General features: G+C 77.6%; 20 protein-coding genes. All 20 read right to left on the bottom strand.

The features are described from left to right. Positions 1-29: 29 nt before the first annotated feature. The 20 genes from ACYQBY_RS00100 to ACYQBY_RS00005 all read right to left on the bottom strand — a co-directional run bounded on the left by ACYQBY_RS00100 (position 30) and on the right by ACYQBY_RS00005 (position 23971). Positions 30-1124, bottom strand: a complete 1095-nt coding sequence (locus ACYQBY_RS00100; RefSeq protein ID WP_459642417.1) for a prephenate dehydrogenase — start codon at positions 1122-1124, stop codon at positions 30-32. A 125-nt stretch (positions 1125-1249) separates the two neighbouring features. Then, entirely contained in the window at positions 1250-2059 is an 810-nt protein-coding gene (locus tag ACYQBY_RS00095; protein WP_459641783.1) for a pseudouridine synthase, read from the bottom strand. A gap of 662 nt (positions 2060-2721) precedes the next feature. Next, complete coding sequence (gene scpB / locus ACYQBY_RS00090; RefSeq protein ID WP_459642416.1) at positions 2722-3381, bottom strand: SMC-Scp complex subunit ScpB; 660 nt, start codon at positions 3379-3381, stop codon at positions 2722-2724. 128 nt (positions 3382-3509) lie between these two features. Next, complete coding sequence (locus tag ACYQBY_RS00085; protein ID WP_459641782.1) at positions 3510-4526, bottom strand: segregation and condensation protein A; 1017 nt, start codon at positions 4524-4526, stop codon at positions 3510-3512. Between the two features lie 4 nt (positions 4527-4530). After that, positions 4531-7107: an AMP-binding protein gene (locus ACYQBY_RS00080; protein ID WP_459641781.1), complete on the bottom strand. Its 2577-nt coding sequence runs from the start codon at positions 7105-7107 to the stop codon at positions 4531-4533. A gap of 335 nt (positions 7108-7442) precedes the next feature. Continuing rightward, positions 7443-8279 (bottom strand): ParA family protein, encoded by an 837-nt coding sequence (locus tag ACYQBY_RS00075; RefSeq protein ID WP_459642415.1) that lies wholly within the window; start codon positions 8277-8279, stop codon positions 7443-7445. A 738-nt stretch (positions 8280-9017) separates the two neighbouring features. After that, on the bottom strand, positions 9018-9974 hold the full coding sequence (locus ACYQBY_RS00070; protein ID WP_459641780.1) for a site-specific tyrosine recombinase XerD: 957 nt from the start codon (positions 9972-9974) through the stop codon (positions 9018-9020). A 94-nt stretch (positions 9975-10068) separates the two neighbouring features. Then, complete coding sequence (locus ACYQBY_RS00065; protein ID WP_459641779.1) at positions 10069-10752, bottom strand: NUDIX domain-containing protein; 684 nt, start codon at positions 10750-10752, stop codon at positions 10069-10071. Next, positions 10749-12461 carry a CTP synthase gene (locus ACYQBY_RS00060; protein WP_459641778.1) on the bottom strand — a complete coding sequence of 571 codons (1713 nt, stop codon included), beginning with the start codon at positions 12459-12461 and terminating at the stop codon, positions 10749-10751. Before ACYQBY_RS00060 ends, ACYQBY_RS00065 begins: the two co-directional genes overlap by 4 nt. An 11-nt stretch (positions 12462-12472) precedes the next feature. Next, positions 12473-13642, bottom strand: coding sequence for a glycosyltransferase (locus ACYQBY_RS00055; RefSeq protein WP_459641777.1), 1170 nt, complete (start codon positions 13640-13642; stop codon positions 12473-12475). Beyond that, positions 13639-15312 (bottom strand): lipid II flippase MurJ, encoded by a 1674-nt coding sequence (locus ACYQBY_RS00050; protein ID WP_459641776.1) that lies wholly within the window; start codon positions 15310-15312, stop codon positions 13639-13641. The genes ACYQBY_RS00055 and ACYQBY_RS00050 overlap by 4 nt, the downstream gene beginning before the upstream one ends. Positions 15313-15317: 5 nt before the next feature. Continuing rightward, positions 15318-16220, bottom strand: a complete 903-nt coding sequence (locus tag ACYQBY_RS00045; RefSeq protein ID WP_459641775.1) for a hypothetical protein — start codon at positions 16218-16220, stop codon at positions 15318-15320. 11 nt (positions 16221-16231) lie between these two features. Further along, the gene (locus tag ACYQBY_RS00040; protein ID WP_459641774.1) at positions 16232-17224 is read right to left on the bottom strand and encodes a copper transporter; all 993 of its coding nucleotides are present in this window, start codon (positions 17222-17224) and stop codon (positions 16232-16234) included. After that, positions 17221-18444, bottom strand: coding sequence for a putative cytokinetic ring protein SteA (gene steA, locus ACYQBY_RS00035; RefSeq protein ID WP_459642414.1), 1224 nt, complete (start codon positions 18442-18444; stop codon positions 17221-17223). The genes ACYQBY_RS00040 and steA overlap by 4 nt, the downstream gene beginning before the upstream one ends. 55 nt (positions 18445-18499) lie before the next feature. Then, complete coding sequence (recN, locus tag ACYQBY_RS00030; protein ID WP_459641773.1) at positions 18500-20356, bottom strand: DNA repair protein RecN; 1857 nt, start codon at positions 20354-20356, stop codon at positions 18500-18502. Positions 20357-20480: 124 nt separating this feature from the next. After that, the gene (locus ACYQBY_RS00025; RefSeq protein WP_459641772.1) at positions 20481-21386 is read right to left on the bottom strand and encodes an NAD kinase; all 906 of its coding nucleotides are present in this window, start codon (positions 21384-21386) and stop codon (positions 20481-20483) included. After that, positions 21383-22192 (bottom strand): TlyA family RNA methyltransferase, encoded by an 810-nt coding sequence (locus tag ACYQBY_RS00020; protein WP_459641771.1) that lies wholly within the window; start codon positions 22190-22192, stop codon positions 21383-21385. Before ACYQBY_RS00020 ends, ACYQBY_RS00025 begins: the two co-directional genes overlap by 4 nt. A gap of 7 nt (positions 22193-22199) precedes the next feature. Further along, a complete protein-coding gene (locus tag ACYQBY_RS00015) occupies positions 22200-22397 on the bottom strand; it encodes a hypothetical protein (RefSeq protein WP_459641770.1) in 198 nt (65 codons plus the stop codon). A 48-nt stretch (positions 22398-22445) separates the two neighbouring features. Continuing rightward, positions 22446-23537 carry an HAD-IIA family hydrolase gene (locus tag ACYQBY_RS00010; protein WP_459641769.1) on the bottom strand — a complete coding sequence of 364 codons (1092 nt, stop codon included), beginning with the start codon at positions 23535-23537 and terminating at the stop codon, positions 22446-22448. After that, positions 23534-23971: a tetratricopeptide repeat protein gene (locus tag ACYQBY_RS00005; protein WP_459641768.1), complete on the bottom strand. Its 438-nt coding sequence runs from the start codon at positions 23969-23971 to the stop codon at positions 23534-23536. The genes ACYQBY_RS00010 and ACYQBY_RS00005 overlap by 4 nt, the downstream gene beginning before the upstream one ends. Positions 23972-24272: the final 301 nt, after the last annotated feature.

The following is a 24272-nucleotide window of genomic DNA, read 5'->3' as shown; positions in this document are numbered from 1 at the left end:
CGGGGCGCCCCTCCCGCACCGGTCCCGCGTCAGTCCGGGACGGTCCAGCCGCGCGCCCGCAGCTCCTCCTTGAGCCGCTCCGCGGCCGCGGGCAGCACCGCGACCTCCGCCAGCGCCACCCGCTGCCCCGGGGAGTGCTCCAGGCGCAGGTCCTCCAGGTTCACGCCGACGTCGCCCACGTCCCCGAGCAGCCGGGCCAGCTGCCCCGGCGCGTCGGGCACGACCACCGTCACCGTGGCGTACCGCGTGGGAGGGGTGCCGTGCTTACCGGGGATCCGGTCGCGGCCGGCGCCTCCGTCGGCGATGGCCCGGGCCAGCTGCCCGCGCGCACCCACCGCGGCGGGGTCGGCCGCGAGCGCCTCCAGCGCCCCGATGACGCGGTCGAGGTCCTCGCGCAGCGCCCGCAGGACGTCCGCGACCGGCCCGGCGTTGCCGGTGAGGATCTGCGCCCACAGCGCGGGGTCGCTCGCGGCGATGCGCGTCACGTCCCGCAGCCCCTGCCCCGCCAGGCCCACGGCCGCGTCGGGCGCGTCGCGCAGCCGCGCCGCCACGAGGCTCGCCGCGACCTGCGGGGTGTGGGAGACGAGCGCGACGGCGTGGTCGTGCTGCTCCGGCGGCATCTGCACGGGGCTCGCGCCGCAGTCCAGCGCCAGGGCCCGCACGGCGTCGACCGCCCGGGCCGAGGTCTCCGGGGCGGGGGTGATGGCCCAGGGGCGCCCGACGAAGAGGTCACCGCGGGCCGAGACCGCCCCCGAGCGCTCCCGGCCGGCCATCGGGTGCCCCCCGGCGTAGCGCGACAGGTCCGCACCTGCCGCCCGCAGGACCCGCAGCGGGTCCCCCTTGACGCTGGCGACGTCCGTGACGAGCGCGGCGGGCCAGCGGGTCAGCTCCTCGGCGACGACGCCGGCGACGACGTCCGGGGGCGCGGCGACCACCACGAGGGAGGGCGCCGGGGCGCCGGGGTGCTCGGCGTGCACGCGCCCGGCACCCATGTCCCGCGCCAGGGCCGCCGCCGTCGGCGAGGGGTCGGACAGCAGCACGTCCACCCCGCGCGCGCTCAGCGCCAGGCCGATGCTGCCGCCGAGCAGGCCCGTGCCCACCACGCGCACGCTCCCCCGGGTCAGCGGCGGGCTGGTGTGCGCGCCGTCCGGGGGGAGGGGGAGGTCCGCTGCCGCGCCTGTCACGGCGTGCCATCCTGCCGCGCCCCGGTCCGGTGTGCCGGGCCGGGGCGCCGCGGGCGGGCGGACCGCTACAGCCCGGCGGACTTCAGCAGCTGCTGCACCTCGCCCTTGGTCAGGCGCCGGTTGCGGCCGGGCTTGAGGTCGCCGAGGACCAGCGGACCGATCTGGGTGCGCACCAGCTTCAGGACCGGGTAGCCCTCGGCCTCCAGCAGGCGCCGGACCACGTGCTTGCGGCCCTCGTGCAGGACCACCTCCACGAGCGCGTACCCGGGCTTGGAGTCCACGAGCCGGAAGGAGTCGACGGTCACCGGCCCGTCCTCCAGGTCGATCCCGGCGCGCAGGTTCTTGCCGAGCTCCTTCTTCACGGGGCCGCGCACCTCCGCCAGGTACGTCTTCTGCACCCCGAAGGAGGGGTGCTGCAGGCGGTGGGCGAGCGCGCCGTCGTTGGTGAGGAGGATGAGCCCCTCGGTGTCCATGTCGAGGCGCCCGACGTGGAAGAGCCGCTCCTCGCGCGGGCCGACCATGTCGGCGAGGTTGAGCCGGCCGTCCTCGTCGTACATGGTCGAGACGACGCCCGTGGGCTTGTTGACGAGGATGTAGACCAGGTCGTCGTCCACCTGGAAGCGCAGGCCGTCGACGTGCACGACGTGCCGGGCGGGGTCCACCCGCACCCCGAGCTCGGTGACGACCTCGCCGTCGACCGTGACGCGGCCGGCGGCGATCATCTCCTCGCAGGCGCGCCGGGAGCCGGCCCCGGCCTGCGCGAGGAGCTTCTGCAGGCGGATGCCGGCGGGGTCGTGGACGTCCGCGTCGCGGCGGCTGCTGGGTCGCGGTGCGCGGCGCGGCGGCTGCGGGGCGGGGGTGATGTCGTCGGTCATGCGCTTGGCGGCGCCCCGGCGCGTCCCGGCCCGGCCGCCGGCGACCGCCTTGCCGGGCGCGCCCGCCGCGGTGGGACGCCTGGTCGCGCCCCCGGCCGCGGGACGCCTGCCCGCCGCGCCTCCTGCGGCGGGACGCCTGCCCGCCGCGCTCCTGGCGGCGAAGGCCTTCGCGGCGGGGCTCTTGGCGGCAGGGCTCTGGCCGGCGGGCCTGCCGGTGGCGGGCCTGCTGCCCGTGGCTCCGCTGCCCGTCTCCCTGCTGCCCGTCTCCCTGCTGTCCGTCGTCGCGCCGCGCGCCGTGGCCTCGTCGCGGGTCGACCTGCCGGTCCCCGCCCCACGCCCGGTGGCGGGTCCACCCGCACGCCCGGTGGCGGGTCCACCCGCACGCCCGGTGGCGGGCCTGCCGGTTCCCGTCCCGCGCCCGGTGGCCGCGCCGCTGCCGGCGCCCCGCCCAGCAGAACCACGTCCAGCAGCACCACGTCCAGCGGCACCACGTCCGGGGGCGCCCCGTCCGGCGGCGCCGGATCCGTCGCTGCCGCCGGTCCCGCGCGCGGCGGGCTTGCCGCCCCGTCCGGTGGCCGGCCTGCCGGTTCCGCCGGAGGCGCGCCGATCACCGCCGGGTCGTCCTGACGACGTACCCCCGCCGCGGCGGGGTGGGGTCGGGCTCATCGGTCCTCCTCGTCGGCGGGCCCGGCGTCCGGGCCCGTCGTCAGCTGTTCGTCGTCGTCCGCGCCGGGGTCGTCCCCGGCCTGCGGCCCGTGCTCCTGCGCCGTGCCCGCCGCGGGGGGCTCCGCACCGGCGAGCACCTCGGGCGCCTCCAGCTCCTGCAGCACCGCGTCCACCTCGGTGAGCTCCGGCAGGAACGGCGCCAGCGGCGGCAGCTCCTCCAGGCTCCTGAGGCCCATGCGGTGCAGGAACTCGTCCGTGGTGCGGTACAGCGTGGCACCCGAGGTGGCCTCCACCCCCGCCTCGCACACCAGCCCGCGGGTCAGCAGGGTGCGCATCACGCCGTCCACGCTCACCCCCCGCACCGCCGAGACCCGGGCCCGGCTGACCGGCTGCCGGTAGGCCACGATGGCCAGGGTCTCCAGCGCTGCCTGGGTGAGCTTGGCGGTCTGCCCGTCCAGCAGGAACGCCTCGACGACCCCGGCGTGTTCCGCGCGGGAGAACATCCGCCAGCCGCCGGCGACCTCGCGCAGCTCGAAACCGCGCCCGGCGTCGGAGTACTCCCCGGCGAGCTCGCGCAGCACCGCGAGCACGGTGGTCTCCTCCGAGCCGGTGGCGCGGGCCAGGGCCGCGGGGGCGACCGGCTCGTCGGCGACCATGAGGACGGCCTCCAGCGCGGGGCGCAGCCCCGCCGCCTCGTCCTGCGGCGCCGCACCCGGCTGCGCCCGGGCCCCGTCGTCCCCGGGCGCAGCCTGCGCCACGGCCCCGTCCGCTCCTGCGGTCGCGCTCACGCCTCTCCCGTCCCGTCGTCCCCGCTGCCCGGCCCGGCCCCGTGGCCGCTCCCGTCGTGCCCGCTCGAGTCCTGCCCGCCCGCGTCGTGCCCGTCCGCACCCGGCGGCGTCTGCCGCTGCCCGTCGCGCGGCGCCGGCGGCACCTCCGGGCCCGTCCCGTCGAACTCGTCGACCCCGGCGAGCACGTCCACGCCGCTGAGGGCGCCCGCCTCCGGCTGCCAGTGCACCGTCAGCGGTCCCAGCGCCTCCGGCTGCTCCAGCGTGACCTGCCGCTCGCGGAACAGCTCCAGCAGCGCCAGGAACCGGGCGACCACGACCAGCGTGGCCTCCGGCCCGGAACCCGCGTCGGCGACGAGGTCGGCGAACGTGGCGCTGCCGCGCGAGCGCAGCCGGGCCACGACGACCGCCGCCTGCTCGCGCACGCTCACCGTGCTCGTGTGCAGGTGGTCCAGCCGCACCGCCGGCACCGGCTTCGGCGTCAGCGCCCTCGCGGCCACCGCGGCGAACTGCTCCGGGGTGACGGTCAGCACGAGCTCGGGCAGCAGGCGTTCCAGGTGCGGCTCCAGGGCCACCGCGCGCGGCACGCGGCGTGAGCCCTCGGCCATGCGCGCGGCCAGGACCTCCGCCACCTGCTTGTAGGCGCGGTACTGCAGCAGCCTGGCGAACAGCAGGTCCCGCGCCTCCAGCAGCGCGAGGTCCTCCGCGTCCTCGACGTCCGCGGCGGGCAGCAGCCGCGCCGCCTTCAGGTCCAGCAGCGTCGCGGCCACCACGAGGAACTCGCTGGCCTCGTCGAGGTCCCAGCCCTGCCCGGCGGCGGACGTCGCGCGGATGTGCGCGATGAACTCGTCGGTGACGCGGGCGAGCGCCACCTCGGTGATGTCGAGCTGGTGCTTGCCGATCAGGCCCAGCAGCAGGTCGAAGGGCCCCGTGAAGTTCTCCAGGTGGACCTCGAACGCGGGGCCGCCCCTGCCGTCACCGGTCCGCGCGGAGGCGGTGGTCGGCGGGGTCAGCACCCCTTCACGGTACCGACCGTTCAGCCGTGGTCCCGGCCACGCCCCCGCGCTGCGGGGGGACGGTGGGGGCTTCGCCGCCGGGTGCCCCGTCGTCGCCGTCGAGGGCACCGAGGGCGGCCTCGACCGCGGCGGCCATGGCCTCGACGTGCGGCTCGCGCAGGATGGACATGTGGTCGCCGGGGATGCGCACCATCGACCAGTCGCCCATGAGGTGGCGCTGCCAGCGGGAGCGGGCGGCGGTGTCGACGTCGTCGGTGGCGACCACGACCAGGGTGCGCCCGCCGTAGGGGGCGCACCGGTACATCTTGTGCAGCAGCATGCCGTGCCGGTGGAAGCGCCGGTAGTGCCCGCCGACGCGGTCGGGGATGAACCCGGTGCCCATGACGGTCACGACCGTCCTGGCCTTCTGCCAGGCGGAGCCCTCCAGGACGGGCGGGGCGAGCTGCGGGTCCGGCGGGAAGGAGTCCAGGACCGCCAGCAGCTCGACCTCCTCCCCCGCGGCCCGCAGCTGGTGGGCCATCTCCAGGGCGACGAGCCCGCCGAGGGAGTGCCCGCCCAGGCGGTACGGGCCGCGCGCCTGCACGCTGCGCACCGCCTCGACGTGGCGGCGCGCGACGCGGCGGATCGACCAGTCCGGCAGGCCACCGCTCTCCAGGGCGTGGGCCTGCAGGGCGTAGACGGGCTGCTCGTCCGGCAGCCGCTGCGCCAGCGGACGCAGGGCGATCGCCACACCGCCGGCGCCGGCGACGAGGAACAGGGGGCGGCGGGTTCCGGTGCCACGCAGGGCGACCGGCCCGCCGGGAGCGTCCCGGCGGGTCTCGCGCAGGGCGGCGGTGAAGCCGGCGACGGTCGGGGTGCTCACCAGCATGGAGGTGGACAGCCGGTCGTCGTCGATGCCGGTCTCTTCGGCGACGGCGGCCATGAGGGCCTCGGCCGCGAGCGAGTCGCCGCCCAGGGCGAAGAAGTCGTCGTGGATGCCGACCCGGTCGAGCTCCAGGACGCGGGCGAACAACTCGGCGACGATCCGCTCCAGGTCGGTGCGCGGCCCGCTGCGCCCGATGACGACCTCCGGCGGCGTCGGCAGCGCCGAGCGGTCGAGCTTGCCGCGCTCGGTGCGGGGCAGTGCGTCGAGGAACACGACCTGCTCGGGCACCATGTGGGCGGGCAGGGCGGCGCGCACCGCGGCGCGCAGTGCGGCGACGGACGGGGGCTCCCCGTGCGGCACGACGTACGCGACGAGGCGCATGCGGCCGCTGGCGGGTGAGGGGGCCCCCACCACCAGGGCCTCGCGCACCTCCGGCAGGGCGAAGAGCACGGCGTCGATCTCCCCGGGCTCCACGAGCAGACCGCGGATCTTGACGCTGTGGTCGCTCCGGCCCAGCAGGCGCAGGCAGCCGTCGGCGGCGATGCTGCCGACGTCGCTGGTGCGGAAGGACCGCGTGCCGTCGGCGTTCTCCGTGTACGAGGCCCCGGTCAGGTCGTCGGCGCCCCAGTACCGGGTGCCCAGCCAGCGGGAGGTCAGGACGATGCGCCCGGTCCCGCTGTCGCAGCGCTGCCCGTCCTCGGTCTCCACCTGCAGCCGCACGCCGGGGACGGCCCACCCGACGGGGGTGGCGCCCTCGGGTGCGGGGTCGCCCGGCGCCAGGAGGTACTCGCTCATCAGCCACGTCTCGGTGGAGCCGTAGCGGTTGCGCAGCACGCAGTCCGGGCCGACGGCGGCGCGGACGGCGGCCAGCTCGGCGCCGTGCACGGTCTCCCCGGCCATGGTGACGACGCGCAGGCCGTCCATGCGCTCCCCGGCCGGCAGGGCGGCGAGGGCACCGCGGAGGATGGCGGGGCTGGCGAGCAGTGCGGTGGCGCGGATCTCGCGCAGCCATGCGGGCAGCTCCGCGGCGGAGCGGACGCGGGGGTCGAACAGCTCCTGGCGCGCCCCGGAGAGCAGGCATGCCAGGGTGACGCCGATCCCGGCGGAGAAACCCAGGGGCAGCACGTGGGCGACGGTGTCACCGGCGCCGTAGCAGCCGGTGCCGACGGAGTTCGTCCACGCGTCGTGCAGGACGGAGCGGTGGTCGCAGGCGACCGCCTTGGGGCGGCCGGTGGAGCCGGAGGTGCAGACGATCAGGGCGGTGTCCGTCGGCTCGCGCGGGACCGCGCTCAGCTCGCGGACGGCGGCGTCGACGTCGGCCCCGGCGGGGTCGGCCGCTCCGGCGGGGTCGGCCACGGGGATGCCGAGCTCGGCCGCGGTGGCGGCCAGGGCGGCGTCGGTGATGCACAGGCGCGCCCCGGCGCTCTCGACGAACTGCCGCAGCCGGGGGGCGGGGGTGCGGGGGTCGAGGACGAGCAGCGGGGCACCGGAGGAGACGACGCCGAGGGCGGCCGCCACGGCGCCGGCGTCGTGCCCGCGCAGGACCGCGACGGGCGAGCCGGTGGCGTCGGCGGCGCGCACGGCGGCGCAGACGGCGGCGGCGCCCAGGAGCAGGTCGCGGCCGGTCAGCCGGGTGCGGGCGTCACCGACCAGGACGCGGTCGAGGTTCCACAGCGCCACGTCCACGGCGCGGTGGCCGACGAGCCCCTCGGCCATCTCCTCCGCGAGCTCCGGTGCACCGGCCCGCCGCCCCGGGCGCCTGGCCCGGTTCCGTACCTCTGTCGCCACGAGGCCCCCCTCTGCTCGGAAGGAGAAGGATAGTGCTCTTCCGGAAATCCTTCGCACGGAGATCTCCGGAGCAAAACCCTCCCCTCGCGGCAGTGTCGGAATTCGCTGACACGGCGGAATCGAATTCTCACCCACCGTGCCGAAAATGGCGGTCGGGTATTCCCACGAGCTCCCCAGGAGAACTCTGCGTCAGCTTTCCGACACCCGGAGTCCGCACCGGGGACCGACAGGGCGAATGCTGCGGGCGGAGCAACCCGCCCCGCTCAGGCGGCGTCCCCGCGGGCGATGAGCTCGCGGGCCAGCTGCCGGTACGCCTCCGCACCGGCGTGCTGCCGCGCGTAGGAGGTGATGGGCTCGGCGGCGACCGTGGCGTCGGGGAACTTCACCGTGCGCCCGATGACCGTGTGGAACACGTCGTCCCCGAACGCGTCCACCACCCGCGTCACCACCTCGCGGCTGTGCAGCGTGCGGCCGTCGTACATCGTGGCGAGGATGCCGTCGATCTCCAGCGCCGGGTTCAGCCGCTCCCGGACCTTCTCGATCGTCTCCACGAGCAGCGCCACACCGCGCAACGCGAAGAACTCGCACTCCAGCGGGATGATCACCCCGTGCGCGGCGGTGAGCGCGTTCACGGTGAGCAGGCCCAGCGAGGGCTGGCAGTCGATCAGCACGACGTCGTAGTCCTGCAGCACCGGCCGCAGCGCCCTGGTCAGCACGCTCTCGCGGGCGACCTCCCCCACCAGCTGCACCTCGGCCGCGGAGAGGTCGATGTTGGCCGGCAGCAGGTCCAGGTTCTCCACCGCGGTCTCGCGGACCACCGAGCGCACGTCCGTGCCGCGCTCCATGAGCACCTGGTACACCGTCAGGTCCAGCTCGTGCGGGTTGACGCCCAGACCGACGGACAGCGCGCCCTGGGGGTCGAAGTCGACCAGCAGCACCCGGCGGCCGTACTCCGCCAGCGCCGCCCCCAGGTTGATGGCGGTCGTGGTCTTGCCGACACCGCCCTTCTGGTTGCACATCGCGATGACGCGGGCCGGGCCGTGCTGGGCGAGCGGTCCCGGTGCGGCGAAGCGGGGGACGGGCCGTCCCGTGGGCCCCAGCGCCTCGGGGCGGGCCTGCGGCGCGGGAGCGTCGCCCTCCGGCTCCCCGGCCTCCGGCTCCCCGGCGGGTGCACCGGCGTCGGGCGCCGCGTCCGCGACCGGCGCGGGCTGCGGCGGCGCGGGCTGCGGCGGTCCGTCCCCCGGCGCCGGACGCCCGGGCACCACGGCCTCGGGCACCGGGACCCGGAGGGCGGAGACCTCCGGCACGGGCACGTGCGGCGCCTCGACCTGGGCCACCTCGACCTGGGCCACCTCGACCTGCGCCACCTCGACGGGGGCCGCCTCGACGGCCTGCGCGCCGTCGGCGCCCGCTCGCGGCTCCTCCCCCGGCGTTCCTGCGACACCGTCCGCGGCCGGGCCGGCGTGCACACCGAGCCAGCCCACCGGCGCCGCCGCCGGGGCGGAGTGGTCCCGGGGCCAGCCCAGGGGCTGCCCGCCCGGCTGACCGTGCGGCTGCTCGCCGCCGGGCGCGGGGACGGCCGACTCAGGATCGCTGCTCACGGGTGCGGCTCTTCCTCGTGTTGACGTCACCCGCACGGGCGGGTGTTCGGCTCAGCCCGCGGGGCGGGCGTTGGGACTCTACCCGCGGCGCGGGACGGGGCTCCGCGCCCCCCGTGGGCGGCCGGCCCGCCCGCGCCTCCCGGACCTGCCGGGGCCGCGCCGCTCCGTGGACGGGGCGACCCTAGTCCTGCCCCGCGACCGGGTGACACCCCCGGGGTCCTGCGCCGGGCCGCCGCCTCAGCGCAACGCCCGCGGGTGCGTCGCCGCGTGCACCTCGCGCAGGGAGTCGACCGTGACCAGCGTGTACACCTGCGTCGTCGTCACCGAGGCGTGCCCCAGCAGCTCCTGCACCACCCGCACGTCCGCGCCGCCCGCCAGCAGGTGCGTCGCGAAGGAGTGCCGCAGCGTGTGCGGGGAGACGCGGCTGCCCAGCCGGGCGCGCACCGCGGCGGACTGCAGCACCGCCCACGCGCTCTGCCGGGAGAGCCGGCCCCCGCGGGAGTTCACGAACAGCGCGGGCGTCCCGCGGCCCGCCGCCACCAGCGCCGGCCTCGCCCGCACCAGGTACTCCTCCAGCGCCACCCGCGCGTAGGAGCCGACCGGCACGATGCGCTCCTTGGAGCCCTTGCCCCGCAGCCGCACCACACCGTCCTCGCCGACGGCGGCGGCCACCACGTCGTCCACGTCCAGGCCCACGGCCTCGCTGATGCGCGCCCCGGAGCCGTACAGCAGCTCCAGCAGCGCCCGGTCCCGCAGTCCCGCGGGTGGCCCGGCGGCACCGGCGGCGTCCAGCAGCCGGGCCACCTCGTGCACGTCCAGCGCCTTCGGCAGGCGGCGCGGCGGCACGGGCGGGCGCACCCCGGTGGCCGGGTCGTCGCTCGTGCGGCCCTCCTCCAGCAGGAAGCGGTGCCACCCGCGCACCGCGGAGGCCGCGCGCGCCGCGGAGCTCGCCGTCAGCGCCATCCGGCCGTCGGAGCCGCTGCGCAGCGCCGAGACGAACGCCGCGACGTGCTCCTCGCGGACCGAGGCGGCGTCGCCGATGCCCCCCGCCGCGAGGAAGTCCACGTACCGCTGCAGGTCCCGCCGGTAGGCGCCCAGGGTGTTCTGCGCCAGGCCCCGCTCGACCGCCAGGTGCCCCAGGTAGTCCTGCACGGCCCGCTCCAGCGGGCTCGGCGCGGCGGCGGCGGGGGGCACGGGCCGACAGTAGCTGCCGTCCCGCCCGCGCCCCGGCCGCGCCACACCGCCCGCCGCCAGGCGGACCCCGGCCCGGCCCGCCGCCGGGCGGGCCTCAGCCCAGGCGCGGGTGCTCCGGCCACGGCGCGTCCGCCGGCCGCAGCGTCGACCAGCCCTGCGCCCGTGCCGCCGCGGCGGCCAGCACCCCCACCACCGCGCCCGGGTTGTGCACCCGCCCGGCGAGCACCGCGTCGCGGGCCTCCTCCAGCGGCACCCGCACCAGCGGCATGTCCGCCTCCTCGTCCTCGCGGACGTGCCGCTCCGCGTGCGGCACCGGCGTCAGGTGCCGCGCCACGTACACGCGCAGCGCCTCGTCCGAGCCGCCCGGGGAGTTGAACCAGTCCACCAGCACCGCCCAGCTGCCCGCGCGCAGGTCCGCCTCCTCCGCCAGCTCGCGCTGCGCCGCGGTCAGCGGGTCCTCCCCCACCACGTCCAGCAGGCCCGCGGGCAGCTCCCACAGCTCGTGCCGCACGGGGTGGCGGTACTGGCGCAGGAAGAGCACGCGCTCCTCCTCGTCGAGGGCCAGGACGGTCACCGCACCCGGGTGGCGCTGGAACTCCCGGGTGACGCTCTGCCCGCCGCCCTCCCCCGGCAGGACGACGTCCTCGGACACCACGTCCCACACGCGCCCGGAGAACACCACCTCCGAGCGTGTCACGGCCCGCTCCACCGGGCGGTCGGCGAGCTGCTCGCCCGACGCCGGGGTGCCGGGCAGGTCCTCGCTCACGGAAGGGCTCACGGGAGGGCCACCTCCACCACGGGGGCGGTCTCCACGTCCACGAGGCGCTCCTCGCGCTGGCGGTCCAGGGCCGCGGCGACCAGGCCGGAGAACAGCGGGTGCGCCTTCGTCGGGCGCGAGCGGAACTCCGGGTGCGCCTGCGTCGCGACGTAGTACGGGTGCGCCTCGCGCGGCAGCTCCACGAACTCCACCAGCCCCAGCTCCGGGGCGGTGCCGGAGAACACCAGGCCCGCGTCGGTGAGCCGGTCCAGGTAGGCGTTGTTGACCTCGTAGCGGTGCCGGTGCCGCTCGGAGATCCGCTCGGCGCCGTACGTCTGCGCCACCACCGACCCGGGGGTCAGCGCCGCCTCGTACGAGCCCAGGCGCATGGTGCCGCCCAGGTCCCCGGCGCCGGCCACGATGTGCTTCTGCTCCTCCATGGTCGCGATGACCGGGTGCGCGCAGTCGGGCTCGAACTCGGTGGAGCTGGCCCCGGCGAGGCCGGCGACGTTGCGGGAGTACTCGATGACCATGCACTGCAGGCCTAGGCACAGCCCCAGGGTGGGGATCCGGTTCTCCCGCGCGAAGCGCAGCGCGCCGAGCTTGCCCTCGATGCCGCGCACCCCGAAACCGCCGGGGATGCACACCGCGTCCACGTCCTGCAGGGCCTTGCGGGCGCCCTCGGGGGTCTGGCAGTCGTCGGAGGCGATCCAGCGGATCGACACCTTCGCGTCCTGCGCGAAACCCCCGGCGCGCAGCGCCTCGGTGACCGACAGGTACGCGTCGGGAAGGTCGATGTACTTGCCCACGAGGGCGACCTCCACCCGGTGCGCGGGGTGGTGCACCCGGCGCAGCAGGTCGTCCCACGTGCGCCAGTCCACGTCGCGGAACGGCAGGCCCAGCTTGCGCACCACGTACGCGTCGAGACCCTCGCGGTGCAGCACCTTGGGGATGTCGTAGATCGAGGGCGCGTCGATCGCGGCGACCACGGCCTCCTCGTCCACGTCGCACATCGAGGCGATCTTGCGCTTGACGCTGTCGGGGATGTCGCGGTCGGAGCGGCACACGATCGCGTCGGGCTGGATGCCGATGCTGCGCAGCGCCGCCACGGAGTGCTGCGTCGGCTTCGTCTTCAGCTCCCCGCTGGGGCCGATGTAGGGCACGAGGGAGACGTGGACGAAGAAGACGTTGCTGCGCCCGAGGCGCTGGCGCACCTGCCGCGCCGCCTCCAGGAAGGGCAGGGACTCGATGTCGCCGACGGTGCCGCCGACCTCGGTGATGATGACGTCGATGTCGTCGCGGGCCTGCGCGCGCATCCGCTCGACGATCTCGTTGGTGATGTGCGGGATGACCTGCACGGTGTCGCCGAGGTACTCCCCGCGCCGCTCCTTGGCGATGACCGCGGAGTACACCTGCCCGGTGGTGACGTTCGCGGCGCCGTCGAACTTCACGTCGAGGAAGCGCTCGTAGTGGCCGATGTCCAGGTCCGTCTCGGCGCCGTCCTCGGTGACGAAGACCTCACCGTGCTGGAACGGGTTCATGGTGCCGGGATCCACGTTGATGTAGGGATCCAGCTTCTGCATCGCGACGCGGAGTCCGCGTGCCCGCAGGAGGCGACCGAGGCTGGAGGCCGTCAGCCCCTTGCCGAGGGAGGACGCCACACCCCCGGTCACGAAGATGTGCTGCGTCGTGCGCTGGTTGGGGTTCTGCTGCGAGGTGCGGTCCGCCACGGACTTCGAGGTTACCCCACAGGCCGTCGTGTGCCCGTCGCCTGGGCGTAGGCGCGTGTCACCTGGGCGACGGCGTCGGCCTCCGAGGGCAGCCGGGCGGCCCGCGCGAGCGCCCGCCCGCTCAGCTCCGCGCGCGCCGCCGGGTCCGCCAGCAGCTCCCGCACCGCCGACGCCAGGGCCTGCGGGTCGCCGTACGGCACGAGCACCGCCGCCTCCCCGACGAGGTCGCGCACACCCCCGACGTCGGTCAGGACCAGCGCGGCACCGGCCCGCAGCGCCTCCTGCACCAGCAGCGGCTGCCCCTCCCAGGCGCTGGGACCCACCACGACGTCCGCGGCGGCCAGCAGTTCCGGCACGTCGGAGCGCGCCCCCAGCCAGCGGACCGCGAGCCCGTCCGCCTGTGCACGGGCCGCCAGCTCCGCCCGCAGCGGCCCGTCCCCGGCCACCGCGGCCACCGGGGCCGGGTGCACGTCCCGCAGCAGGCCCAGGGCGTCCAGCAGCAGCGGCAGGCCCTTCTGCGGGGCCAGGCGCGCCACGGTGAGGACCAGCGGGGCCCCGGCCGCACCGAGCTCCGCCCGCACCGCCGCCCTCCCCCCGCCGCCGTCCCCGCCCACACCCGCGCCCCCGTCCACGCCGCGCGCCGCGCGCCGCGGGGCGGGCACCAGCGCCCGCTCCACGCCGCGCGCCCCCGCCGCCCGGGCGCGGGCCGCCAGGTCCGGGGAGACGGCGAGCACCACGTCCGCGCCCCGCGCCACGAGCCGCTCCGCGACGCGGCCCAGCAGCCCGCGCGCCCCGCCGGCCAGGACCGCGTTGTGCAGCGTCACCACCAGCGCCGGCCGGCGCGGGGCGGGCACCGTCCGCACGGCCGCCAAGGCCACCAGCCCGGCCCGGACCCCGTGGGCGTGCACCACGTCCCGCGCACCGAGGTCCCGCAGCAGGGCGCGCAGCGCCCGCACGGCCCGGGCGTCGGCGCGCAGGTGCGGCGCGGCGGGCACCTCCACCACCGCGCAGGCGGCCAGCGCGGGCAGGCCGAAGTGCTCCAGCGTCGCGCGCGGCGCCGCGACCCGCGGTCGCCAGCCCGCCGCGGCCAGTCCCGGCAGCAGCCCGGCCACGTGCCGGCCCACCCCGCCCGCGCTCGTGGCCAGCACCAGCAGCACCTGCCGCCCCTCCGCAGCGCTCACGCGCCTCCTCCAGCTCGTCCGCGATCCCGTCCGCCGCCCCGCCCACCGGGCACCAGGGCACCCAGCCGCCCGGCCAGCACCGCCACGTCCCGCCGGTCCAGCAGCGCCACCACGGCCGCCCACACCGCCAGGGCCACCACCGCGCAGGCCGCCGCGGAGAGCACCTCCGCGGCCCTGCCGGCGGACGGCAGCACGGGGGCGAGCACCTGCCCCGCCGCTCCTCCCGCGGCCGCGGCCACCGCGCCCGCGGCCGCCGCCCGCACCAGCCCCGCCAGGGCCGCCGCCCCGCACGCCGAGCGCACGGCCACCGCCAGCAGCACACCCCCGGCGGTCAGGCCCACGGCGTGCGCCAGCGCCAGCGCCGAGACCACCCGCGCACCTGGCCACGCCGCCGCCAGCACCGGCGCGAGGACCAGCACCACCGCCCACCCGGTGGTGCCCGCCAGCGCCGCCGACCTGCCGCGACCCACCGCGTACAGGGCCCGCACCAGCAGCGCGGTCAGCCCGAACCCCAGCAGCGCCGGGGCCAGCAGCACCAGCGCACCGGCCAGGTCCGCCGCGGCGGCACCGTCGACCCGGCCCGTCCTGTCCAGGGCGAAGAAGCGCGCCGTGGGCACCGCCGCACCGGCCAGCACCGCCGCCCCCGCCGCACCGGCGAGCACCACCAGCCGCGAGGTGCCCGCCAGCAGCGGCGCCAGCGCCGGGTCCCCCGCGCCGCCCGCCGCGGCCAGCCGCGGGAAGACCGCCGTGGCCACCGGCACCGCCAGCACCGCGTACGGCAGCAGGAACAGCGTCCAGGCGTAGCTCCAGCGCACCACCGCGCCCTCGCCCGCCCCCTGGGACAGCGCCAGCAGCACCGCCACCACGGACACCGCCTGCTGCGCCAGCAGCACCGCCAGCCCGGCCGCGGCCAGGCGCCGCAGCCGGGGCCCGTCGCCCGCGGCGGCACGCAGGGCGGGGCGCCAGCGCACCTGCGAGCGCAGGGCGGGCAGGTGGGTGAGCACCATCGCCAGCACCCCGAGCGTGGTGCCGCCCGCCAGCACCGCCAGCGCCGTGCGGGGCACCTCGGCCAGCGCCCCGGCGTCCGGGTCCACCCCGGCCGGCAGCAGCGCCGCGAAGAGCAGGTAGGCGCCCGCCACGACGAGGCTGCTCACCAGCGGGGCGGCGGCGGGGGCGGTGAAGCGGCGCTGGGCCTGCAGCGCCCCGCCCAGCACGACGGCGATGCCGTACAGCGGGACCTGCGGCAGGAACACGTACAGCAGGAAGAGCGCCACCGGCGCGGGGTCCGAGCCGCACCCGCCGGTGCGCTGCCACTCCAGCAGGGCACCGACGACGGGACGCGCGAGCAGCGCCGCGACGGCGGAGACGGCGAGGAGGGCGAGCACGCTCCAGGTGAGGACCGCCGAGGCGGTGCGCGAGGCCCGCTCCCGCTCCCGCGCGTCGCCGGAGGCCAGCGGCCCGGCCAGCAGCGGCACGAGCACCCCCGCCAGCACCCCGCCCGCGACGACCTCGAAGAGCACGTTCGGCACCAGGTTGGCCGCGGTGTACACGTCGCCGAGGCAGTTGTCGCCCACCGCGCCGTCGAACACCACGACGCGCCCGAACCCGGCGGCGCGGGCCAGCACGGTGATCGCGGCGACCGACGCGGCGGCGCCCGCGAGGGTGCGCACCGCCCTCATCGGGCCGGTCGCCGACCCAGCGCGTCCAGCTCGCGCAGCACCGGCGTGGCGGCGATGACGGCCGAGAAGCTCACCCGCTCGCTGGCCAGGGTCAGCGCGCTCACCGCGGTGAGCACCCCGCCGCGGCCCCGGCGCCCGCAGCGGGCCAGCACCGCCACCCCCAGCAGGGCGCCCAGGGCGTTGGACCCGGTGTCACCCAGCATGCTGCGCTCGGCGAGGTCGGCGGGCAGCGCGGCTGCCGCGGCACCGGCGGCCGCACCGGCCAGGGCGCAGGCCGCGCGCTGCCGCGGGCCCGGGACCGGCGCCGGGTGGGCCAGCACCGCCGCGGCGGCGAGCGTCACCTTCAGGGCCCGGCCGGGGCGCAGGTCGAAGAGGTTCACGAGGTTCGCGCAGCCGGCCACGAGCGCGCCGGCCACCGCGACGTCCACGGCACGGGTGAGGGTCCCCGCCCGACCGGTGGGAGGACCGGCGGGGGGCGCCGCGACGGCGGCGAGCAGTCCCGTGGCGCCGATGCCCGCCACCTTCAGCGCTCCGGTGGTGACCCGCCCCCGGCGCAGCGCTGCCAGGTGCCCGCGCAGCCCGCGCGCGCCGGCCGCCCGCTCCCCCGCACCCTCGGTGAGGTCGTCGACGGCGCCGAAGACCGCCGCGCCGGTGCAGGCCCCCGCCGCGGCCAGCCGCCAGCGCAGCGGCACCGAGGGCACCGCCAGCGCCCCGGCCACCGCGGCGAGGGCCACGGCCGGTCCCTCCAGCAGCGTCACCGGCTCACCGCGGTGGTTCGTGCGCTCCCAGCGCGCGGCACCGCCCGGGGGCCGGCGCCGCAGCGCGCCGGCGGCCGTGGCGCCACCGGCCAGCGCGGCCAGCCCCGCCGCGGCGCAGGTGCGCGCCGCCGCGGCACGCACGCCGCCCACCCTCACGGCACGGGCGCCGGGGTGGGACGGGCCGGCGCCACCGCGTCCGCGGACGTCGCGATGCCGTAGTGCCCCGCCGCACCCCGCGCCTGCTCCGCCAGTGCCATCGCCACGCTCACGCGGCCCATCGGCACGTCCGCGTCGTCCACGGTGCTCACCGCCTCCGAGACGGCGTCCTGCGCGCGGATCTCCGCGATGAGGCCCTCCTCGGCGCTGGCCGCCATCGGGCCGGCGACGACGGTGCCGGTGGAGGCGGCGTCGAGCTGTGCCGCCAGGGCCAGCAGCGACGCGCTGCGCGCCTCGGTCTGCGGGGCGCTGGGGTCGGTGTCGGCGGGCGCGGCGACCACGACCGCCAGGGTCGCCGGCCGGGACACCTCACCGGTGACGAGACCCGCGCTCAGCAGGGGCGCCACGGCGGCACCGGCGGCGGGGTCGGGTGTCGCCGTGGGTGTGGGGTCACCGGCGGGGCGCGCCGGCAGGTCGATGACGATGCCGCGCGCGAGGGCCGCGGCGAGCTCCACCTCGTCGCTGCGGCCGCCCGAGGGGGAGGCGCTGGGGAACGGCTCGTCCCGCGCCCTGGCCTGGGCCGCGACGGAGGCACGCGCGGCCTGCTGCTCGGGGTCGGTCCAGCTGTCCTGGATGCTGACGCGGCCGGTGACGGCGCCCCCCGCCACCTCCACGGCCGCGGCGACACCGTCGGCGAGGGCGGGCTCGGCGCCCGGCAGCAGCACGAGGACGACGTCCCGCCCGGTCAGGGTGCCGGTGAGCAGCTCGGGGGTGACGGCCTCGCTCCACTCGTCGCGTGCGGCGATCGCCCGGTCGGCGGCGTCGAGCTGGCTACGCAGGTCGGCCTTCTCCGCGGTGAGCTGGCGCACCTGGTCGGTGACCCCGGCGTCGATGCCCTCCTTGAGCGGCCCGGCGCCGAGCACGATGCCCACGGCCAGGGCGAGGAAGACGGAGACCAGCGACACCAGGTGGTAGCGGAAGTCGATCACGGGCGGGTGCCTCCGGTGGCGGTGCGCACCGTGTCCGTCGGCAGGCCGGGCAGCCAGCCCGTCAGCAGCGCCCACACGTCGCCCAGGCGGGCGCCGACCACCGCGAGGATCGCCTGCCCCGTCGGGGTGACCGCCAGCGCCGCGACGAGGGCCAGCAGGCCGGCGAGCACGAGCAGGAGGACCTGGGAGTTGGAGATGCGCGAGCGGTACAGCCGGGAGACGCCCTTGGCGTCCACGAGCTTGCCGCCCACCCGCAGGCGGGTGAGGAACGTGCTGGCCATGCCGGCCCGGCCCTTGTCGAGGAACTCCACGAGGGTGGCGTGCGTGCCGACCGCCACGATGAGCGAGGCGCCCTTGTCGTCGGCCAGGAGCATCGCGACGTCCTCGCTGGTGCCCGTGGCGGGGAAGACCACCGGCTCGATGCCCAGGGAGCGGACGCGCTCCAGGCCGGGGGCGCGCCCGTCGCGGTAGGCGTGCACGACGACCTCCGCGCCGCAGCGCAGCGTCGCGTCGGAGACGGAGTCCATGTCCCCGACGATCATGTCGGGCTTCCAGCCGGCCTCGAGGATGGCGTCGGCGCCGCCGTCCACCCCGATCAGCACCGGCCGGTACTCGCGCACGTACGGCCGCAGCGCGACGAGGTCCTCCTTGTAGTGGTACCCGCGCACGACGATGAGGGCCTGGCGCCCCTCCAGGGAGGTGCGCACGTCGGGCACGCCGACACCGTCGAGCAGCAGGTCGCGCTCGCGGCGCAGGTACTCCATGGTGTTCGCCGCGAACGCCTCCAGCTGCACGGACAGGCCCGCGCGCGCCTCGGCCATCGCGGCGGCGACGGAGACCTCGTCGAGGAGGCGGCCGCGCGCGACGACCTCCTCGCCCACGAGGAGCTCCTCACCGCGCAGCCGGACCGGCCTGCCCTCCGCGAGGGCGGTCACCACGTCCTCCCCGACCGCGTCGAGCAGCGGGATGCCGGCGGCGACGAGGATCTCCGGGCCGAGGTTCGGGTAGCGCCCCGAGATGCTGGGTGCCGCGTTGACGACGGCGGCCGGGCGGCAGGCGACGAGCGCCTCGGCGGAGACGCGGTCGATGTCGACGTGGTCGATGACGGCGACGTCCCCGGGCTGCAGCCGCTTGGTGAGGCGCTTGGTGCGCCGGTCGATCCGGGCGGGACCGGTGGCGCCGGCCGGTTCCGCCGTCGACTGCACCGCCGGCGGGGTCACCGCCTTCTCCCGCCGCCGCCCGCGCACGCCCGCGCTCCTCACCGCCGTCCCCGCCTCATCCCGCCGATCGTCCCACGCGCTCCGGGGCGCTCTGCGCCGCACCCGCCGCCGGTGCGCCACCGCGTCGGCGGCCCGCCGAGCCCTTGCGCCGGCCGGGCGGTGCCGCGGGCGCGCCGCCCCGTCCGCCGGGAGCCGCGTCCTCCTCCACCTGCACGCGGGAGGAGTCGAGCAGCTCCTCGGCGTGGGCGCGCGCGGCGTCGGAGTCGGCGCGTCCGGCGAGCATCCGGGCCAGCTCCCGCACCCGGCCGTCGTGGTCGAGCCGCACCACCCCGGACTCGGTGACGCTGCCGTCGTCGGTCTTGACGACGGTGTGGTGCGCGTCGGCGAAGGCGGCGACCTGCGGCAGGTGCGTCACCACGAGCACCTGGGTGGTGCGGGCGAGGCGCGCCAGGCGCCGGCCGATCTCCACGGCCGCCCGGCCGCCGACGCCCGCGTCGACCTCGTCGAACACCATGGTCGGCACCGGGTCCGTCCCGGCGAGGACGACCTCCAGGGCCAGCATGACGCGGGAGAGCTCACCACCGGAGGCGCCGCGGCCCAGGGGGCGCGGCACCGCCCCCGAGTGCGCCGCGAGGAGCAGCTCCACCTCCTCGCGGCCCGACGGGCCGAAGTCCGCGCCCGTGCGCACGTCCACCTCGACCCGGGCGCCGCCCATCGCCAGCTCCGCCAGCTCCTGCCCCACCCGCTCGGACAGCTCCCGCGCGGCGGCGCGGCGCGCGGCGCCGAGGGCGTCGGCGTACCCGGCCAGACGTGCCTCGACGGCCGCCACCTGCGCGCCCAGCTCCTCCGTGCGCCCGTCGTCGTCCAGCTCCTGCAGGCGCAGCGCCGCGCCCCGTGCCCAGGTCAGCAGGCCGTCGACGTCGGCGGCGCCGCTGAGCGCACCGCAGCGCCGCACCAGCGCCGACAGCTCGGCCCGGCGGTCCTCCACCGCGGCCAGCCGCGCCGGGTCGGCCTCCACGCCCGCGGCGTAGGCGGCCACCTCCACCGCCACGTCGCCCAGCAGGTACGCCACCTCCCCGAGGCGGCCCTCCAGCGCGGCCAGCGCGGGGTCGTGCTCACCGGCGGCGGCCAGCGCGCGGCGCGCCGCGTCGACGAGGACGTCCGCACCGGGGCCCTCGTCGGCGCCGTCGGCGCCCCCGGCGAGGGCGGCGTGGGCGGTCGCCGCCGCGGTGCGCAGCTGCTCCACGTGCGACAGCCGCGCCGCCTCCTCGCGCAGCTCGTGGTCCTCCCCGGGCTGCGGGTCGGTGCGCTCGACGTCGGCCAGGACCAGGCGCAGCCGCTCCGCCTCGGCGGCACGCTCCTGCGCGTGGGTGCGGATGTCCTCAAGCTCGGACCGCAGCTCCCGCCAGCGGGTGTACTCCGCGGTGTAGCCGGCCAGCGGCTCGCGCACCGCGGTCCCGGCGAAGGCGTCGAGGACCCGCAGCTGCTGGGCCGGGGCGCGCAGGCGGAGCTGGTCGGTCTGCCCGTGCACGGCGACGAGGTGCTCGGCCAGCTCGGCCAGGACGCTCACCGGGGCGCCGCGGCCCCCGACGTGGGCACGGCTGCGTCCCTCCGCCGCGACCGAGCGGGCCAGCACGAGCACGCCCTCGTCGACGTCCCCGCCTGCGTCGAGGGCACGGGTGGCCGCGGGGCCCCCCTCCTCGACGAGGACGCGGCCCTCCACCACGGCGGTGGCGGCGCCCCGGCGCACCGCCGCCGGGTCCGCCCGCTGGCCGAGGAGGAGCCCGAGCCCGGTCACGACCATCGTCTTGCCGGCCCCGGTCTCCCCGGTCAGCACCGTCAGGCCCGGCCCGAGCTCGAGCCGGGCGTCGCGGATGACGCCCAGCTCGCGGATGCGGATCTCCTCGATCACCGTGCCCCCCTCCCGCGCCGTGCCCGCCGCGTGCCCGCCACCGCTCTCGCCAACGTCCACGTCCCCGCCGGTGTCCCCGCCGGTGTCCCCGCCGGTGTCCCCGCCCGGTCCACCGGGTGCGCCGTCATCCCTGGGGCGCGGGGCCGCGCCAGCCCTGCACGGGCAGCCGGAACTTCGCGACCAGCCGGTCCGTGAACACCCCGCGCGTCAGGCGCGCCAGCCGCACCGGCTGCGGGGAGCGCCGGACCTCCACCCGGGCCCCCACGGGCACGTCGAACGTGCGGCGTCCGTCGCACCAGAGGACGCCGCCGTCGCCCATCCCGGGCAGGACCTCGAACGCCACCGTGCTGGTCGGGGCGATCACCAGGGGCCGGGCGAACAGGGCGTGGGCGCTGAGCGGCACCACGAGCATCGCCTCCACCTCGGGCCAGACGATGGGGCCGCCGGCGGAGAAGGCGTAGGCCGTGGAACCCGTGGGCGTCGCGGCGATCATGCCGTCGCAGCCGAAGCGGGACAGCGGGCGGCCGTCGACGTCGACGACGAGCTCCAGCATGCGCTCCCGGTTGGCCTTCTCCACGGACGCCTCGTTGGCCGCCCAGGACCGGGCGATCACCCGCCCGGCGTGCATGACGCGCACGTCGAGGGTCATGCGGTGCTCGACGCGGTAGTCGTGCGCGACCACGCGCGCCACCGTCTCGTCGAGGTCCTCCCGCTCGCTCTCGGCGAGGAAGCCGACGTGACCCAGGTTGACGCCCAGCAGGGGCACGTCGGTGCCCCGGACGAGCTCGGCCGCGCGCAGGATGGTGCCGTCACCGCCGAGCACGATGACGAGCTCGGCGTCCCGCACCCCGGCCTCGATGCTGCACACGTCGAGCAGGGACTTCTCCGCCGTCCCGAGCGCCGCGGCCTCCTCCGGCACCATGACGGTGCGGATGTTCGCCGCGGTGAGGAGCCGGACGACCTGGGTGGCGGCGGTGACCGCCTCGGCCCGCCCGGTGTGGGCGAGCAGGAGCACCCTGCGCGCGCTCACGCCAGCCCCACCTGGGGACCCTCGGCGACCGCGCGCTGCAGGTCGTCCTCGTCGAGCGCCGGTGCGCCGGCGGCCAGCCACAGGAAGTACTCCACGTTGCCGCTGGGCCCGGGCAGCGGGCTGGCGGCGACCCCGCGCACGCCGAGGCCGTGCTCGGCGGCGGCCCGCGCCACCCCGCGCACCGCGTCGGCCCGCAGCGCCGCGCTGCGCACGACGCCACCGGAGCCGAGGGCCTCCCGCCCCACCTCGAACTGCGGCTTGACCATGAGCACGTGGTCCGCGGCCGGGTCGGCGCAGGCCGCCAGGGCGCCCACGACCAGGGTGAGGGAGATGAAGGACAGGTCCGAGACGACGAGGTCCGGGGCCGGGGCCACCTGCCCGGGGGTCAGGTGGCGGACGTTGGTCCGCTCCATCACGCGCACGCGGGGATCCTGCCGCAACCGCCACGCCAGCTGCCCGTAGCCCACGTCCACGGCGAGGACCGAGGCGGCACCGCGGCGCAGCAGGACGTCGGTGAACCCGCCGGTGCTGGCACCGGCGTCCAGGCAGCGCCGGCCCGCCACCGGCACGCCGGGTGCGAAGGCGTCGAGCGCCCCGATGAGCTTGTGCGCCCCGCGGCTGACGTACTCCTCCTCGGCCGCGTCGGCCACGACGATGGCGTCACCGGTGCCGACCTGCGTCGCGGGCTTGGTCGCGACCGCTCCCGCCACCTTCACCCTGCCGTCGCCGACGAGCTCGGCGGCGTGCTGCCGCGATCTGGCGAGCCCCCTGCGGACCAGCTCGGTGTCGAGGCGCTGTCGGCGCACGGGCGCCTCATCCCTCGGCCGTGGCCAGCCGCCCGCGCAGCGCGCGGTCGACCTCCTCGAAGGCGGGGACGTGGTCGTGCACGGGGACGGCGCCCAGGGCGTCCAGGCGCGCCAGCGCCTCGCCGAGCTCCTGCCCGGAGCGCGCCGGCGGAGGGGTGGTGGGAGGGCCCGGGACGGGGCGGGGACGCTGGTCGGGCTCGGTCACGCGGTCACGCTACCCGCGCTGGGCGACATCTCCCGCGGGGCGCCCCGGTCAGCGCTGCGCGAGCTGCGGGCCGCCGACGCGCCGCACGAGGAGCGTCAGGGCCGCGACGTCCGCGTCCTGCCCGGCGTCGGCCAGCGTCCAGGCGGCCACCGCGGCGGCGCGCAGCACGTCCACGCCGTCCGCCGTGCCGGGTGCCGGGGCGTCCCACACCCCGCCGGAGCGCACGACCCGGGCGTGCCGGCACCGCACCTCCAGCCGGTCGCCGTCCCACCCCACGACCACCGCGGGGTGCTCCTCGAGCAGGCCGCCGAGGTCTCGCGCCACCTGGGTGGGGCGCTCCCCGGGGTGGGCTTGCAGCAGCTCGCGCACCCCGCTGACCCCGGTGAGCACGAGCAGGCCTGGCATGCCGGCCCGCCGGGCGCCCTCCAGGTCGGTGTCGAGGCGGTCCCCGACCACCAGGGGGCGCTCCGCGGAGCAGCGGCGGACGGCCTCGGTGAAGAGCGCCGGCTCGGGCTTGCCGACGACGTGCGGCTCCACACCCGAGGCGGTGCGCACCGCGCCGACCAGGGTGCCGTTGCCGGGGGCGGGACCGCCGACCACGGGCACGGTGAGGTCCAGGTTGGTGGCGACCCACGGCAGACCGGAGCGGACGGCGCGCGTGGCCTCGGCCAGGTGCCGCCAGGTGAGGTCGGGGGAGAACCCCTGCACGACCGCCACCGGCTGCTCCTCCAGGGAGTCCACGGGTACCAGACCCTCCTCCTGCAGGGCGCGGGTGAGCCCGGCCCCCCCGATGCGCAGGACGGGCGAGCCCGCCGGGAGCGAGGTCCGCAGGTGGTGCGCCGCCGCCTGGGCCGAGGTGACGACGTCGTCGGCGGCGCAGTCGACCCCGAGGTCGCGCAGGTGCTCGGCGACGGTCTCGGGCGGGCGGGAGGCGTTGTTCGTCACGAACACGAGCCGGGCTCCGGTCCCGCGTGCGTGCTGGAGGTGCTGCGCCGCACCGGGAACGGCGTCCGGGCCGATGTACACGACCCCGTCCAGGTCGAGCAGGACGACGTCGTGGCCCGCGACGAGCGGCCCGGTGGACGGCTGCAGCAGGTCCGCGGCGGTGGCGCTGACGGTGCGGTGGTGCGTGTGGCTCACGTGCTCCCCGGTGTCCGCCGCGCCGCAAGCGTGGCGCGGACCTGTCGCAGGCGGTCGGCGTACTCGGCGCTGTGCGGCGCCATGGCGTGCGCCATGGCGAGGTGCTCCACCGCGAGGGCGAAGCGTCCGAGCCGGCTCAGGCTCAGGCCCAAGCCGAAGTGAGCGTAGTCGGCGTCGGGACGGCGCTGGACCAGCTCCTCGAAGGAGTCCGCGGCGCCTGCGAAGTCCCCGGAGTCGTAGCGGGCACGTGCCAGGGTCTCGAGCACGGCGCTGGAGGTGGGGTCCACCTCGTGCGCGTGGCTGAGCAGGGTGACGGCGGCGGCGGCGTCGCCCCGGCGCAGCAGGTCGGTGCCGCGTTGCACCCAGTCGTAGAGGGTTCCGGCGGGGCGGCCCTCGCGCTGGTCGTCCACGTGCTCCTCCGACACCCTCGCCACCGGCGGACTCCGGTGGCACCGCTCGCGGGGGCACCGGATCCTGTCGGGACGACCGTACGACAGCGGTGCGGGCGTCGCCGAGGTGAACCACGGGACGGCGGACGGAAGGCCTGCCCGGTCGATCATCGGCCGACGACACACCTGGCCGTCGGGTCGTCTTCCTCGGGAAATGGTGGAGGCCCCACCCCCCTGCCCACGTGGTGTGGTAGGGGGTGGGGCCTGTCACGGGTAGTCCGGCGGTGTCCTACTCTCCCACCCCCTCTCGGAGGCAGTACCATCGGCGCTGGTGGGCTTAGCTTCC

The organism is Kineococcus anabasis (assembly GCF_054590795.1).
The sequence above is the reverse complement of the archived record's forward strand: the minus strand, read 5'-3'. Positions and strand labels throughout refer to the sequence as shown.